14 protein-coding genes and 1 pseudogene are annotated in these 15,203 nt (G+C 57.8%); 8 read left to right on the top strand and 7 right to left on the bottom strand.

Annotated features, from left to right (window positions below):
* The first annotated feature begins 23 nt into the window (after nucleotides 1-23).
* Complete coding sequence (locus tag PH562_RS19605; protein ID WP_285174971.1) at nucleotides 24-1,349, top strand: NtaA/DmoA family FMN-dependent monooxygenase; 1,326 nt, start codon at nucleotides 24-26, stop codon at nucleotides 1,347-1,349.
* Between the two features lie 163 nt (nucleotides 1,350-1,512).
* Here the strand turns inward: PH562_RS19605 and treS are convergent.
* A pseudogene (gene treS / locus PH562_RS19600) lies at nucleotides 1,513-3,159 on the bottom strand (maltose alpha-D-glucosyltransferase); the annotation flags it as partial.
* A gap of 235 nt (nucleotides 3,160-3,394) precedes the next feature.
* Between treS and PH562_RS19595 the strand changes: the two are divergent.
* Nucleotides 3,395-3,682, top strand: a complete 288-nt coding sequence (locus tag PH562_RS19595; protein WP_113228829.1) for a DUF3175 domain-containing protein — start codon at nucleotides 3,395-3,397, stop codon at nucleotides 3,680-3,682.
* Nucleotides 3,683-3,717: 35 nt separating this feature from the next.
* Here PH562_RS19595 and PH562_RS19590 read toward each other — a convergent pair whose 3' ends face one another.
* Together PH562_RS19590 and PH562_RS19585 are read right to left on the bottom strand one after the other, a co-directional pair.
* Nucleotides 3,718-4,332 carry a flavodoxin family protein gene (locus tag PH562_RS19590; RefSeq protein ID WP_285174967.1) on the bottom strand — a complete coding sequence of 205 codons (615 nt, stop codon included), beginning with the start codon at nucleotides 4,330-4,332 and terminating at the stop codon, nucleotides 3,718-3,720.
* 102 nt (nucleotides 4,333-4,434) lie between these two features.
* Nucleotides 4,435-4,854: a metal-dependent phosphohydrolase gene (locus PH562_RS19585; protein ID WP_285174965.1), complete on the bottom strand. Its 420-nt coding sequence runs from the start codon at nucleotides 4,852-4,854 to the stop codon at nucleotides 4,435-4,437.
* A 238-nt stretch (nucleotides 4,855-5,092) separates the two neighbouring features.
* On the opposite strand from PH562_RS19585, the gene PH562_RS19580 reads away from it, so the two are divergent.
* The 4 genes from PH562_RS19580 to ligD all read left to right on the top strand — a co-directional run bounded on the left by PH562_RS19580 (nucleotide 5,093) and on the right by ligD (nucleotide 9,661).
* Nucleotides 5,093-5,620 carry a hypothetical protein gene (locus PH562_RS19580; protein WP_113228826.1) on the top strand — a complete coding sequence of 176 codons (528 nt, stop codon included), beginning with the start codon at nucleotides 5,093-5,095 and terminating at the stop codon, nucleotides 5,618-5,620.
* Between the two features lie 71 nt (nucleotides 5,621-5,691).
* Nucleotides 5,692-5,853: a DUF1328 domain-containing protein gene (locus PH562_RS19575; protein ID WP_069615659.1), complete on the top strand. Its 162-nt coding sequence runs from the start codon at nucleotides 5,692-5,694 to the stop codon at nucleotides 5,851-5,853.
* 317 nt (nucleotides 5,854-6,170) lie between these two features.
* Nucleotides 6,171-7,058: a non-homologous end joining protein Ku gene (ku, locus tag PH562_RS19570; RefSeq protein WP_285174963.1), complete on the top strand. Its 888-nt coding sequence runs from the start codon at nucleotides 6,171-6,173 to the stop codon at nucleotides 7,056-7,058.
* A gap of 2 nt (nucleotides 7,059-7,060) precedes the next feature.
* Nucleotides 7,061-9,661, top strand: a complete 2,601-nt coding sequence (gene ligD, locus PH562_RS19565; RefSeq protein ID WP_285174962.1) for a DNA ligase D — start codon at nucleotides 7,061-7,063, stop codon at nucleotides 9,659-9,661.
* A gap of 38 nt (nucleotides 9,662-9,699) precedes the next feature.
* Here ligD and ku (PH562_RS19560) read toward each other — a convergent pair whose 3' ends face one another.
* The 3 genes from ku (PH562_RS19560) to PH562_RS19550 all read right to left on the bottom strand — a co-directional run bounded on the left by ku (PH562_RS19560) (nucleotide 9,700) and on the right by PH562_RS19550 (nucleotide 12,063).
* On the bottom strand, nucleotides 9,700-10,506 hold the full coding sequence (gene ku, locus PH562_RS19560; RefSeq protein WP_285174959.1) for a non-homologous end joining protein Ku: 807 nt from the start codon (nucleotides 10,504-10,506) through the stop codon (nucleotides 9,700-9,702).
* Nucleotides 10,507-10,783: 277 nt separating this feature from the next.
* Entirely contained in the window at nucleotides 10,784-11,059 is a 276-nt protein-coding gene (locus PH562_RS19555) for a DUF982 domain-containing protein (protein WP_285174958.1), read from the bottom strand.
* 446 nt (nucleotides 11,060-11,505) lie between these two features.
* Complete coding sequence (locus PH562_RS19550; RefSeq protein ID WP_069615666.1) at nucleotides 11,506-12,063, bottom strand: NuoB/complex I 20 kDa subunit family protein; 558 nt, start codon at nucleotides 12,061-12,063, stop codon at nucleotides 11,506-11,508.
* 131 nt (nucleotides 12,064-12,194) lie between these two features.
* Between PH562_RS19550 and PH562_RS19545 the strand changes: the two genes are divergently transcribed.
* Nucleotides 12,195-13,565, top strand: a complete 1,371-nt coding sequence (locus tag PH562_RS19545) for an MFS transporter (protein WP_285174949.1) — start codon at nucleotides 12,195-12,197, stop codon at nucleotides 13,563-13,565.
* A 52-nt stretch (nucleotides 13,566-13,617) separates the two neighbouring features.
* On the opposite strand, the gene PH562_RS19540 is transcribed toward PH562_RS19545, so the two are convergent.
* Entirely contained in the window at nucleotides 13,618-14,529 is a 912-nt protein-coding gene (locus PH562_RS19540) for a LysR family transcriptional regulator (RefSeq protein WP_285174946.1), read from the bottom strand.
* A 127-nt stretch (nucleotides 14,530-14,656) separates the two neighbouring features.
* Here PH562_RS19540 and PH562_RS19535 point away from each other — a divergent pair, with 127 nt between their 5' ends.
* Nucleotides 14,657-15,136 (top strand): carboxymuconolactone decarboxylase family protein, encoded by a 480-nt coding sequence (locus PH562_RS19535; RefSeq protein WP_285174944.1) that lies wholly within the window; start codon nucleotides 14,657-14,659, stop codon nucleotides 15,134-15,136.
* Nucleotides 15,137-15,203 lie beyond the last annotated feature (67 nt).

Here is a 15,203-nt window from a genome sequence, read left to right as displayed (position 1 = left end):
TCAAACGATCAAGGAAATTCGCGATGACCCACAATCGTCCCCGACGCCTGAAGACATTGACCGGAGCGAGCAGCGTCATTTCCGCCGGAAACGACACAAGCCCCGTCACCGGCATCAAGCGTGCCGTCGAGCTCGCCCGTAAGGCGGAAGCGGAAAAGATCACCGGGCTGTTCACGGCCGACCTGCTCCATATCGACCCGGCGGGACTTGCCGGAACCGCCGGCATTCAGGAGCCGATCATCGCTCTTGCCGCCTTGAGCCAGGTGACCTCACACATCGGTCTGATCGCCACCGTCTCCACCACCTTTCACTATCCCTACAATCTGGCTCGCCAGATCGGCACGCTCGACCATGCAAGCGGCGGGCGCGCCGGCTGGAATGCCGTGACCTCCTCCGTCGGCGAAGAGAATTTCGGCGAGACGTTACCAAGCCCGGAGGAACGCTATGAGCGGGCTGCTGAATTCATCGAAATCGTCAATGCGCTTTATGATGCCAATGAACGCAATGCCGCCGAACGCAAGGCGTCTGGTGCAATCGGGATCGATCCGGCAAAATTCCATCCGATTAACTATCGCGGCAAGCATTTCCAGGTCGACGGTCCCTTGAACGTGCCGCCTTTGCCGCAGGGCCGCCCCGTCCAGTTTCAGGCGGGCCAGTCGGAAGCCGGTGTCACCGTCGGCGCACGATATGCCGAGGTGGTCTATACCTCGCAGCCCAAGCTCGAGGATGCCATCGCTTTCGCCACGGAACTGCGGCGTCGCGCGACAAGCTTCGGGCGCGCAGCCGGCCTCCCCTTCATCATGAATTCCTTCCATTCGGTGATCGGCGATTCCGATGCGGATGTCGCAAGACGCCTGAAGGAGAAGCACGAGCGGATCGACTACGAACAAGGGCGCCTGAAACTGGCTGATATGCTCGGCGGCGATCTCGATCTATCCGAATTGCCTCTCGACAAGCCCCTGCCGGAAACGCTCCTGCCCGAGGTCACCAGCATCAACCGGCGGCGCGGACGCGTGGAAATTTTCCGCCGCTATGCGCGTGAGGGACTGACCCTGCGGCAGCTCATCATTCAGGCGCAGGAAACGGGCCACTGGTCGGTTGCCGGCACGCCGGAGCAGCTTGCCGATGCGATCGAGGAGCGCTATCGGAGCGGCATTCTTGATGTTCTCTCCCTGCATGGCTTCGGCAATCCGGATCAGGAGGATCTGCTGGTGAACGGGCTACTGCCCGAATTGCGGCGGCGGTCGATCATCGCCACCGATTATGTCGGAGACGATTTCCGCTCTAATCTGGAACTTCCGCCCTATGTAGCCGCAGACGGCGCGTTGAACTCGGCCAGGCGCGCCTAATCCGTTCCCGGCCATTGGTCGCAACATCTTGGGGTAAGCCTTTGGGTCGGTCGCCGCCGAATGAATCGAAGATCGTCATGCGACCAGAGCTAGCATTCTCAAATGGGGGAACAAGGGGGAGCCGACCGTGCTTTGATGGCTGGAAGCCTCACCTCGATCGGGGCTTCAGCTGAAACCAGAAGTAACCGTAGGGCTGAAACATAATCGGATAACGATGCTTGCCCACAGCCGGAAATGCCGTCTTCCCAAACAGCTCCTTGGGACGACTGCCTGAATATGGATGTAAGTCGAGCATGGCAGCCTGAGCGATATTTGACAGGTTCGCGACGCAGAGAACACATTCACCGTCATATTCTCTAACATATGCGATGACGGCCGGGTTTTCCGTACTCACAAAGCAAATCGCGCCCCTTGCGAAGGCTTGATGCGCCGATCGGATTGCCAGGATGCGACGGACCCAGTTCAGAAGCGAATGCGGGTCCTTCTCCTGTGCGGCAACATTGATCACCTGGAAGCCGAAACGGGGATTATCGATGAGCGGCAGTGCGAGGGTCTTCGGATCGCCGCCCGAAAATCCGGCATTTTTGCCGCTGGACCATTGCATCGGTGTGCGAACACCATCTCTATCTCCCAAATCGACATTGTCGCCCATGCCGATCTCATCGCCATAGTAAAGCACCGGGCTCCCGGGCAAGGAGAACAACAACATGTGGAGAAGCTCGACGCGACGCCGGTCCTGATCCATGAGCGGTGACAAGCGGCGCCGGATGCCGAGATTCAATCGGGCGCGTTCGTCGGAAGCATAGGTGTCCCAAAGAAAATTGCGCTCGGCCTCGGTGACCATTTCCAAGGTCAGCTCATCATGGTTTCTGAGGAAAATGGCCCACTGGCATTCCTCAGGGATGCCATCGGTCTGCTGCACCATGGTGATGATCGGTTGGGAATTTCCCATTGCAACCGCGGTGAATATTCGCGGCATCAGCGGGAAGTGGAAGGCCATGTGGCATTCGTCCCCTGTTCCGAAATAATCCCGCGCCTGATCTGGCCATTGGTTTGCTTCTGCAAGGAGTATGACGCCGGGGTGGCTCGCCTCAAGCGTCTTTCTGATGTGCTTCAGCAGCCTGTGCGTTTCAGGAAGATTCTCGTTATTGGTGTTTTCTCGCTCCACGAGATACGGAACGGCATCGAGGCGAAAGCCGTCCACGCCAAGATCGAGCCAGAAACGCATGATATCCAAAACCGCGTCGATGACGGCAGGATTGTGATAGTTCAGATCCGGCTGATGGGAATAGAAGCGATGCCAGAAATAGGCGTTCGCAACCGGGTCCCAGGTCCAATTGGATCTCTCGCTATCGACGAAAATGATGCGCGTTTCCGCGAACTTGTCGTCGGTCTCCGACCAGACGTAGAAATCCCGCTCCGGCGACCCGGCCGGCGCGTCTCGGGCACGCTGAAACCAGGGATGCTGATCGGAAGTATGGTTGAGGACCAGCTCCGTAATGACATGCATCCTGCGGGCATGGGCGGCCTCCACGAACCTCTTGAAATCGTCGAGCGTGCCGAATTCGGGGCTGATGCTTTCATAATCGAGCACGTCATAGCCGTCGTCACGGCGGGGAGATGGATAAAACGGCAAAAGCCAGATCGTGTTGACACCTAGCGATGCCAGGTAATCCAGTTTGCGCGTCAATCCGGCGAAATCGCCAAATCCATCTCCATTGGCGTCGAAGAACGACTTCACATGGAGTTGGTAGATGACAGCATCCTTATGCCAGGATGCATAGCGAAGCTCGCGTTCGGTTTCGCTCAATCGGCAGCTCCCTCGGCAACCATTGTTTCGGTCAGGCGCGACAGATTCTGGCCACAAAACTAATACTGCCTGTCGCCTCTTCAAGATTGCCTAGGGGAAATCTACAGCCCGATGCCGATGTTCGCCCCCATGACGGGGAACATGACGGCAGCTCGCTTGTTCGGATTCCAGCGCCGGCAAGCTCAGCCTTTCGGGGTTGCTGGCGGCACCGCGAATTTCAACGAGGAATGCAGCAATGCCCAAAGGTAAATCGAAGAAATGGTCACAGCGCGTCAATGAGACCAGTGATGCCATGGACCTGAAGAAAGGCGTATTCAACGAACGCAGCGCCAAGAAAATTGCCGATTCACTCAAAGAATCCGCTGAAAAGAGCAACCGCCGCAAATCCAGTCCGTTTCGATCCGCCATGTCGATGTTGAACTTCTATATCAATCGCGCGGGCGATCAGCTCTCGAAATCCCGGCGCGCAACGTTGGAGAAAGCAAAAACCGAACTCCGCAAGGATTTTGGCCGCGATCCCTGAGGCTCGCAATCCTTCCTTTGGCAGGCGTCGGCAGATCAATTGCCGATGCCGGGATATTGGCTTTCGTTCAACAATCGGGCGAGATGGGCGGTATTGCGTGCCAGCATGTTTACCGTGCTGGTGACCTTGTCTGGAACTGCATCCAGATCTATGAAATTGGTGCTGCCCATCGCCTCCCCCACCCAGTAGACGACAGCGTTGGCTGGGATCGTGAAACCGACATCGTTCAAGGCCTGATAGATTTCCGCGGATACATGATGAGCGCCGTCTTCGTTGCCGACGACTACCACCGCGGCGACGCGACCGTACGACACCATCCTATGCCGTTCGTCCGTTTCCGACAGAAAGGCATCCATACGTTCCAACGCGCGTTTTGCCACGCTCGATGGCTGTCCGATCCAAATCGGCGTGCCGAGGATCAGAATGTCGGCCTCAAGGATCATACGACGGATTCCTGGCCATGCATCCGCCGCACCCTCGTTCGATTTGACGCCCGGCAGAATATTATGGTCGGCGAGACGGATCGTCGCCATCTCCACCTTCTCCCTCGCGAGAGCCTCTCCCACAAGAGAAAGCATTCGATCCGTCGAGGATGGTTCACTGGAGCCGGTTTTCAAAGTTGCGTTCAGTGCTAAGGCTTTCAGAACCATGATCGCGCTCCTCGTCTAGTCCACGATCCCAACATGGGAGAAGGACTATGGTTCCCGAAGGAGCTCAGCATGCGGATTTTAATACCGCGCTTTAGCCGTTGCCTACTTTCGGCCCACCATTTCGAGCAGGATGTCCAAGCCGCGCTGATATTTTGCAGCGTCCTTGCCTATCTGCTCGCTTTGCCAAAGATTGTCCTCAAGGTCGGCACGCTTGACGGGCCAAGCCAGCACATTCGCTGCCGCACGATGGATGAATTGCTCGTCCTGCTCGTCCGGCCGCCGCGTCAAAGCATCGACGGCAGATAGAATCCTTGTCGGGAAGCCCTCCTCTTTCAGGCGATCGAGCGTCCATCCTCTTCCCTTTTCAACGACCTCATGAAGATAGGCAACAGTGCGGGCCTCATCACCGGAAACCTGGAGCGCGACGCGTTGGCAATGTTCAAAGAAAGGCCGTCCCGTCTTGTCGGTCTGCCCTTCATGAGCCTCGAGCGCGATATGGATGGCTTGATCAAGATGTTTCACGGATAAGACCTTTCCGGGTCGTTGATATCCCGTGCTGGCGGATTAGCTGAAAGACGGCTCCTCTTCCTGCTTCAATCCAAGTGGACAGCCAGAGAACCCTGTTGACCGCGGATAGTTCCTCCGTCTCGCAATAGAAAAACATCGAGCAAGCTCAATTGCCCTATCGAATTTGCGATCTTGCCATGCTGGCGCCGGATTTTTCTGATGTCTGTCCACGCCGGGTTTGGAAGGGCGCATTATGGAATTTCTCAATCGTTACATTGATCGACCGCTGCTGCGCGGCGGGTCGGCAGCCATGCTGCTGTGGCACAGGCAGACAGGCCACTCTCCACAGAAGCTCTCCCCTTTGTGGAACATCATCGTCATTCTGGCCCTTCTGTCGGCAAGCGGCCTGTTTTTAAGCGGTCCGATTTACGTTTTCGGGCTCGGCGCGCTCTTGATGCTTTCGCTTCCGTCACTGCGACTATTGGCTCTGGGCCGGGTAGAACGGATTTACGATATGCGGTCCTATCGGACGCTAGCGGCGACAGCCACCCGCAAGCGTGAAACGGAATGGGCGATACGCCTGACCGTTTTGCTCACCGCCGTCATCTTCCCCTTCTGTGTCTCTGCCGGTGATGAGGGCGCAGGCTCGTTCCTGCTTGGTGCCAGCCTTTGGTTTGTGCTGACTGCACCGGCAAAGATGTATCTGGACGCCGCCGAGCCGCCGCCGCCCGGCAGCGGCGGCGAGCAGGCTTGGTCGAGACAGGCAACCGCTGCAGCGTGACGCTCCCCGGTATCCGCCGGAACAAAGTGCTCACAATTCCGTTCTCCTTCCACCAACCAATGGAGAGCGAAATGCTTTATTATGCACTGGTATTTCTGGTCGTAGCTTTGATCGCAGGTGCCCTCGGATTCGGTGGCATAGCAGGCGCATCCGCGTCCATCGCACAGGTCCTGTTCTTTATCTTCCTCATCTTCTTCGTAGTGTCGCTGATCATGAATGTGATGAGACGCTGAGGAAGAAGGCAAAGGAGGATATGATCGTCGAGTCCAGCCGAGCCGGTCTCGGGCCGAAGCTGCAAAAGCTGCAGAAACAGTTCTGCTTTGAAAGCACAGGCCGCGAATACGACGCCTACGCTCGAACATCGCTTGCAGTTGGCTAGGCAAATGGGAAAATTTGTCCCAAGGCGCAAGGCTGGGAACGTCGCGCACGACGTCAATCCAATATCGGGCCAATAGCGGGAAAGCAGGCCAGTCATGCAGCGGCGACATCTGAAACCGCGGACAATGCCGTTTCGGCACCCTTGAATATCATCTTGAAAATGGAGCATGCCATGAGCCCGCGTGCACAATGGAAAGGATATCTCAAATTCGGGGAGGTCAGCTGCCCGGTTGCGCTCTATACGGCAGTTTCCACCTCGGAACGGATTTCCTTTCACACGCTGAACCGGGCGACCGGCAACCGGGTCAGGCGCGAATTCATCGATAGTGCGAGCGGAAAACCGGTGCCGCGCGAGGATCAGGTCAAGGGTTACGAACTCAACAAGGACGATTATATCGTCCTTGAGCCAGAGGAAATCGCCGCAGCGGTGCCGGAAAGCGATAAGGTCCTGCACGTACAAGCCTTTCTGGCATGCGATGAAATCGACGATGTCTATTTCGACCGGCCCTATTATCTAGCTCCTTCCGCTCCGGCGAGCGCAGAGGCGTTCGCGCTGATCCGGGAAGGGATGCGCAAGAAGCAGGTTGCCGCCATTGCCCGCACCGTTCTGTTTCGCCGCCTTCGGACAGTGATGATCCGCGCCCATGGCGCGGGGCTGATCGCCACGACATTGAATTTCGATTATGAGGTTCGCTCGACACAGGAAGCCTTCGCGGATGTGCCCGATATGAAGATCAAGGGCGAAATGCTCGATCTCGCCAGACATATCATCGCCACCAAGAAAGGCAGTTTCGATGCCAGTGAATTCGACGACCGCTATGAGGCCGCGCTCGCCGAATTGGTAAAAGCCAAGATCGAAGGCAAAAAGATCCCGCAACGCAAGCCGGCGAAAGTCGACAAGGTTACCGATCTTATGGAGGCTCTGCGCCAGAGCGCCGGCATGGCTGGTCAAGGCAAAGCAGGCGCCAGACATTCCGCCAAGAAATCGGGTGCGACATCCGGCAAGGCAGCAAAGTCGCATGCTGCATCTTCCTCGCGGACACAACGCAAGGCGAGCTGATCATGGCGTTGGAGATCTATAATCGCAAACGCGATTTCACCAGAACATCGGAACCAAAGGGCCGCGCGAGCAGAAAAAAGGCCGCATCGACCGGCAACAGTTTCGTCATTCAGAAGCACGATGCGCGCCGGCTCCACTATGATTTTCGCCTCGAATTGGATGGCGTGCTGAAGAGCTGGGCGGTGACCAGGGGGCCGAGTCTGGTGGCCGGCGAGAAGCGGCTCGCGGTACAGACCGAAGATCACCCCCTGGAATATGGCGGTTTCGAAGGCACGATCCCGAAGGGCGAATATGGCGGCGGAACCGTCATCGTCTGGGACAAGGGCTCGTGGACACCGCTTGGCGACCCCCACAAGGGTTTGGCGAAGGGCCATCTCGAATTCGAGCTTCACGGAAAGAAACTCGGCGGCCGGTGGCACCTGATTCGCATGGCCGGAAAACCGCGTGAGAAGCGGGAAAACTGGCTATTGATCAAAGGCGAGGACGATGCGGCCCGCCCGGAGGGTGCGCCCGATATTCTCGAGGAACGACCGGAATCGGCAAAGACGGGACGGGTCATCGATGAGGTCGCGGGCGAAAAGCCGGGCTGGTCGTCAAAAACCGGCAAGATTGATCGTAGGATAGCCCGATCCAGGGACGACAGCTTCAACGACAAGAACAAGAGTAAAGAGAGGCCGAGCAAAGCCGCATTTGAGCGGAAAGCCGATGCAACACCCATTGAGCCATCCGCCTTGAAGGGCGTCAGGAAAGCTGCTCTGCCGGCATTTGTCGAACCTGCCCTGGCGACACTGGTATCCAAGCCGCCCACGGGCAAGCGCTGGCTTCACGAGATCAAATTCGACGGCTATCGGCTTGAGGTCCGCATCGAGGCAGGCCGCGTCAAGCTGCTGACGCGCAGCGGCCTCGACTGGACGCAGAAATTCGGCAAGGAGATCATCAGCGCCTTCAAGGAGCTCCCCGTCGGCACAGCCATCATCGATGGAGAACTGGTCGTCGAGCCGGCCGCCGGCGCCTCGGATTTTTCCGCCCTGCAGGCCGACCTCAGCGAAGGGCGCAGCGACCGTTTCGTCTTCTACGCATTCGATCTCATCTACCTCGATGGCTACGATTTAACCGTCTGCCCCTTGGTCAGTCGCAAGGACTTGCTGCAGAAGATCATCCCGTCCGAAATCGGGATCCTCCGCTTCAGCAGCCATTTTGACGAAAATGGCGATCTGCTGTTGAGCCATGCCTGCCGGTTGAGCCTGGAAGGGATCGTCTCCAAGCTTGCCAGCGATCCCTATCGCTCCGGCCGCGGCAGGAGCTGGGTCAAATCGAAATGTTCGTCCCGACAGGAATTCGTCATCGGCGGTTGGGTGCCGTCGACAACATCGAGAAACGCGATCGGCTCGCTGGTTCTCGGCGTCTACGAGCATGGCAAGCTGCAGCATGTCGGCCGTGTCGGAACCGGATACACGCACACTGTCGCCGAGCAGCTCTTCAAAAGGCTCGCCCGCCTGAAAGCGGAGGAAAGCCCTTTCGCATCCAGGCTGACGGCAGAGGAACATCGCGGCGTGCGCTTCATACGGCCCGACCTAGTAGCGGAAGTCGAATTCCGGGCCTGGACGGCTGATGGCCATCTACGTCATGCGTCCTTCCGTGGCTTGAGAGAGGACAAGAACCCTCTCGACATCGTTCGCGAAACACCGAAATCAGCCGCCAAAACGTCGACTGAAAACCAGTCGCGAACCAGTATCTCCCTGACCCATGGCGATCGTCTCTATTGGCCGGACGAGGGCGTTACAAAGGCCGGACTTGCAGATTACTACACTGAAGTCTGGCGCTACATGGGACCTTTTGTCGTCGGCCGGCCGCTTGCACTCGTGCGCTGCCCGAACGGGATCGGCGGTCAGCATTTCTTCCAGAAGCACGCCTGGAAGGGCATGAACCGGAACATCGCATTGGCAAAGGACCCGCATGGCGAGGAGCCATATGTGAGCATCAATGACCTGAACGGCCTGATCGGCCTCGTACAGGCCGCTGTCCTCGAAATCCACCCCTGGGGATCGATGGTCGCCGATTGGGAAAAGCCTGACATGATCATCATGGATCTCGATCCTGGTCCGAATGTCGCATGGACAGAGGTCATCGCCGCCGCGGAAGAGACCGGCGAACGGCTGAAACGAGCGGGTCTCGTTCCCTTTGTCAAGACATCCGGCGGCAAAGGGCTGCACATCGTCTGCCCCTTGGTCGCCAAAGCCGAATGGCCTGCCGTGAAAGCCTTTACCAAGGGCATCGCCGACGCCATGGCCGCTGACAGCCCCGGCCGCTATGTTTCGACCATTACCAAATCGAAACGTCGCGGCAAGATCCTGATCGACTATTTGCGAAACCAGCGCGGCTCGACTGCGGTTGCTCCCTATTCGACCCGTGCTCGTCCGGGAGCTGCCGTCTCCATGCCTTTGTCCTGGGAGGAATTGAGCCCTGCCATCGGTCCCGACTATTTCACCGTGCTCAACGTGCCGACGCGGCTTGCCGCGCTTCGCTCCGATCCTTGGGCCGAGTTCAGGAAAGCCGCAGAGCCATTGCAGCAGCCCGACGCTAAGCGCAGGCGCGGCTCATGACGGGCTCCGTCTTCACGGCGGAAACCTCATGATGCAGACTATCTTCTCTTGGCACCCTTCTCCCGCGAAAGGCTCTTTCGAAGCGCATCCATGATGCTGATGACATTGCCCGCGGCAGGTGCCTCTTCGGGCTTTGCCCTTACGGGGCGCTTGCGACCCTTCTTCTTGGCGGCGATGATATCGAGAAGCTTGTCCTGGACGGGATCCGAAACCATGCCGGGATCCCATGATTTCGTTCGCTCGTCTATCAGCTCTCCCACGAGCTTCATCAGTTTGGTGTCGACCGATTTTGCATGGATATCTTCGAAGTAATCCCTTTCATCCCGGACCTCATCACCAAATCGCAAGGTCCACAGGACGATCCCTTTGTCTCGCGGTTCCAGCATGACGGCACGCTCGCGGCGATACATGACGAGCCGGGATATGCCGACCATGCGGCTTGCAGCCATCGCATCACGAATGACGCTGTAGGCTTCCTCGCCGACCGCATCGTTCGGCGTCAGATAATGCGGCGTATCGAACCAGATCCATTCAATGCTGTCGCGCAGTACGAACATTTCGATATCGATCGTTCTGGTACTTTCAAGAGCGACGGCATCGAGCTCTTCATCCTCAAGCATGACATAGTCATTCTCGCCGCGCTCATATCCCTTGACCTCATCGTCTTCATCCACTGCTTTACCCGTAACGGAATCGACATATTGGCTGACGATGCGGTTGCCCGTCTTTCTGTTCAGCGTATGGAACCGAACCTTCTCGTTAACGGTGGTCGCCGGAGCCATGGCGACCGGACATGTCACGAGCGACAGTTTGAGATAGCCTTTCCAGAATGATCTTGGCGCCATGGGTTTTCCTCCATTGGGAAGGGAACGGTCTTTGACAGGCATGGTTCCCCGACCATCCATGCCGTCAAATTCCGGGCTCAATGCATGCTGCCGCCCCCTATTCGCCAGGACAACAGAAGCAGCGGGAACAACGCCAATTCACCCTGATTTGAGAACGAGCAGCCAATGGAGGATCCAATCATGGCAGAGACAGAGATCCACGATATGTTTGTCATCGGCCTTCGAAACGCCTATGCGATAGAGAACCAGGCATTGGGGATGACAAGACCGCAGGTCTTCATGACGACTTCCCTGCCGACATCAGGTGCGCGTCGAGACAGGCAATCACAAAAGCTGCCCGCGACGCCTCGACGGGAATCTTGTGCGAAACCGCCGCAACGCATTTTTCCGTCGCATGCGCATAGGAACTGCTTCGTTCGCAAGGCCATCTTCGTGACAGGAAATGGATCGCGTCTTCCGGCCCCTGGATCAGACAGCCGTCTCGACTGCTGGTCGCAAGGTAGACTGGTGCGGTCCAAAGCATTTTGAATTCCACATCAATCACATTCTGCATCCAATCCTCCCATGTCGTGGATGCCCCTTCCCTGTGTTCGAACCATATGCGCGGCCGCTTGTTCCCGAAGCCGAGCCTGTTCGACCGCTTTCTCTGATTAATCGCATCTTGGTGGAGAGCCAACCGATGCAGACTTGAACTTTCCGGGTTCGTGCTATCCGAGAGGCCGGTCGCCCTCGATCATATTGCCAAGGCACTGTTCGGGATCCGCGGCAAAGATAGCTGACGCCACGCATCGGCAGCGGCATCATAGGAGCGCCCCTCTATGACCACATATTCAAGCACGACACGGTAAGGTTTCGGCAGCAGATTACAGGCCTCTTCCATTTCTTGAAGCTTCGATATTCCATGCACCTGCTAAGGGAACGGCTGCATCTTGATGCTTATTCCATGAGAATCTTAACCTCACAGCGCCGCGACGCCGCCACGGAGAGTAAGGCCGACGGCTATCGTTCGATTGTACCGTTGCGGCGAATCTTGCGCTGGAGAAGCAGAATTCCGTAAAGCAAGGCCTCTGCTGTTGGCGGGCAACCAGGCACATAAATATCGATCGGAATGATCCGATCGCATCCGCGTACCACCGAATAGGAATAGTGATAATAGCCGCCGCCATTGGCGCATGATCCCATGGAGATCACGTAACGCGGCTCGGGCATCTGGTCATAGACCTTGCGCAGCGCCGGCGCCATCTTGTTGCACACGGTACCGGCAACGATCATCAGATCCGACTGCCGCGGGCTACCTCTCGGCGCGGCGCCAATGCGTTCCACATCATAGCGCGGCATCGACATCTGCATCATCTCGATGGCGCAACAGGCAAGCCCGAACGTCATCCACATCAGCGATCCGGTGCGCGCCCAACTGACGAACTCGTCCGTGCTCGTGACGAGAAAGCCCTTGTCGGCGAGTTCATTGTTGATCGTTCCCATGAACGGGTCGCCGGTCGGCGCCTGGCCGGGATGTTGAAAATCGCTGATGACAGGGCGGTCTTTGTAGGAAGACATGGTCCGTTCTCCCGTGGAAAGCTTCCGAACTTGCGCGCAACAGGCTTGTTCCAGGCATGAGTGCCCACTTCGATACCGTCAAGGTGGAAACCAAATAAGCTGCGCGACGTTTGTTTCCGTGAGGAAATGTCATGCATTCAATCGAACAGCGCGACAGCCGGCCTTCGGAACTGCATCCTGCCCCTCTGACCATTCTCTGCCTGGGCGTGATCGTTGCGCAGGTCGACACATCGGTTGTCAATCTGGCTGTCCAACCAATCGGCAAGAGCCTTCAGGCTTCCGTGACCCAGATGCAATGGGTCGTCGACGCCTATAATCTCGTCTACGCCGCACTTCTGATCAGTGGCGGTCTGCTTGCTGATCTTTACGGACGTCGCCTGATTTTCGTCATCGGTTGCGTTATCTTCACAATCGCAAGTCTTGGATGCGCCTTGGCTCCGACGATCACGATTCTGATCGGCGCCAGAGCGATAACCGGCCTCGGATCGGCCTTTCTGATACCGGCCTCTCTCTCGCTCATTCGAGTGATCTATCCGGACGAGCGGATTCGCGGCCGAGCGCTCGGTATCTGGGCCGGCTGCAACGGCATGTCGCTTGCCATCGGACCAAGTCTTGGCGGATATCTGATCCATAATTTCGGTTGGCGGGCTGTCTTCCTCGTCGTGGTTCCCATCGGCGTGGCGGCGGCTGCCGGAGCATTGCTTTGGATCGTGGAAAGTGCAGATAAAAAGGGACGATCGTTCGACACGCTGGGTCAGCTATTGGGCATCTCGTCGCTGGCTGCCATCACTCTGGCGGCAATCGAGTCCTCGCATTTTCCGATAGTCTGGACGATCCTGCTGGCACTTTGCGGCTTCGGTTTGCTGGCGTTTTTTATCCTGGTGGAACGACGCCTCGATCAGCGGGCTCTCGTGCCGCTGTCGATGTTTTCCACCGGGCGGTTCAGCGGGGCGATGGCGGGAACGGCCGCCATGACGTTCGGCATGTACGGGACGCTCTTTCTGTTTCCCCTCGCCTCGCTCAGCCTCAATCGACTCTCTCCAATCGCGGTAGGGCTGGCACTATTGCCCATGGCACTTAGCTTCGTAGCAATCTCACCCTTTTCTGGCTTCTTCTCGGAACATCTGGGAAAACGGCACACTATCAGCATCGGGTTGGCGACGATAGGACTGGGGAACCTTGTGCTCGGCATTGCTCTTGACGGTAACCTGTTCATCGCCGAGGAATTCGGCCTGCTGCTGACCGGTATCGGGATGGGCATGGCGACCGGACCTCTCACAGCAGTCGCGGTTTCGAGTGTCGTCCGTGAGCGCGCCGGAACTGCGAGCGCACTGATCAACGTCGCACGCATGGTTGGCGCAACCATCGGCGTGGCCGCACTCGGATCCGTCTACGCGTTCTTCCCGGAGCCCGCTTTCGGGTTCATCGTCGCCATGTTTTGCGGCGGCGGTATTCAGCTCTTCGGCAGCATGGCGGCGTGGCGATATCTCAAGCGAGCGTGAATCCCACTTTTTATACGGGTGACGTTCGACAATCCGAGCGCCATCCAAGCAATCAATGAGAAGACGCGGGCGCCATCAGCGGATCCTTGCCGACTATCTCAATCAGGAAATCGAGAACCGTCCTGATGCGCAACGGCAGGTTCCGACGCGATGGGTAGACGACGCTGATGGCGACCCGGCTCGGCGGAAAGTCTGGCATGACGTTCACCAACCTGCCGTCCCCGATGTCGGACCCGACAAGAATGTGGGAAAGTACGGCAATCCCGTTGCCGGCCAGCACGGCACGGTGGACGGCAACCGCATTGCTGGCGAAGAGGCGCGGCGCGATCCGCACGGTAACGTCCTCCGCGCCATTTGAGAACGACCATGCCCGGCCGTTTCCGGCACGACTGTAACAGATGCAATCATGAGCGCTGACATCGTCGGGCGTTTTGGGTGCTGCCCGCTCTTGTAGATAGGAAGGCGCGGCAACGAGAAAGGCCGTCGTCCACCCAATTCTGCGGCACATCAGACTGCAGTCCGCAACCGTTCCAAGCCGTACCTCGAGATCGATCCCCTCTTCGACCAGGTCGGACGGTTCCTCGCGAAAGAGCAAGTCGACGGAAAGTCCCCGATGCCGTTCGAGCAGCATCCCAAGCCGGTCGCTGACGTAAAGCCCGAGCGGTGTCGGCAGCGCCAGTCGTACCTTGCCAGCTACGCGCCCGCCATCCTGACATATGGTTTCGCTAAGCGCCTCGACCGCTTCGATGACCTTGAGTGCCATCGGGATGATCTGCTCCCCCTCCGCCGTCAGCGCCAGCGCGGTGGTCGTGCGATGCAGCAGACGTGTGTTGAGATGCGCTTCCAGCGCCGAAACCTGGCGTGAAACAGCAGGCTGCGTCAGCCTGAGATCAATCGCTGCGGCGGAAAAGGAGCCAGTCTCCACCACCCGCATGAATGTTTGCAACGCGCATACGATATCCATCCCCACCCCATACTTTTCGGCATAGGCCTTATGTTCGAACCTTAGCCCGGAAGGACTTTACTGTCCAGTAATTAAGGATATTCTTTATCCATAAGGACACTTTATATCCTTAATAACGGAGGCGACCATGACCCAGCGTTTGAATTATGCCCAGCAATCACCGGAACTCTTCAGGAAACTCTCGGAACTCAGCATGGCTCTGAAGGACAGCGCCATCGAACAGAAGATCCAGGATCTCGTTCACATCCGCGCATCGCAGATCAACGGCTGCGCTTTCTGCCTGGACATGCATGTCAAGGAAGCCAAGATCCATGGCGAGAGCGAACTCCGGCTCCACCACATAGCCGTCTGGCGGGAATCCAATCTCTTCATTCCTCGGGAGCGCGCCGCGCTCGCCTGGACCGAAGCGGTGACGAAACTGCATGAAGGCGGCATTCCCGACGAGCTCTACGAGCGCGTACGCGGCCAGCTTTCCGAGAAGGAAATCTCCGATCTCACCTTCGTAGTCATGGTCATCAATGCCTGGAACCGCGCCAGCATCGCCTTCAAGACCGTGCCGGGCTCGGCCGACAAGGCCTACGGCCTCGACAGGGCCGGCCTCAACTAAGCCTCTCACAAAGGCTTCGGCAAACGATGCGCGGCCGTTCAGGCGGCCTCGACCAAGATATCTCATG

The sequence above is a fragment of the Rhizobium centroccidentale genome (genome assembly GCF_030182565.1).
Taxonomy (GTDB): Bacteria; Pseudomonadota; Alphaproteobacteria; order Rhizobiales; family Rhizobiaceae; genus Rhizobium.
This window is presented reverse-complemented; position numbering and strand designations above follow the sequence as displayed.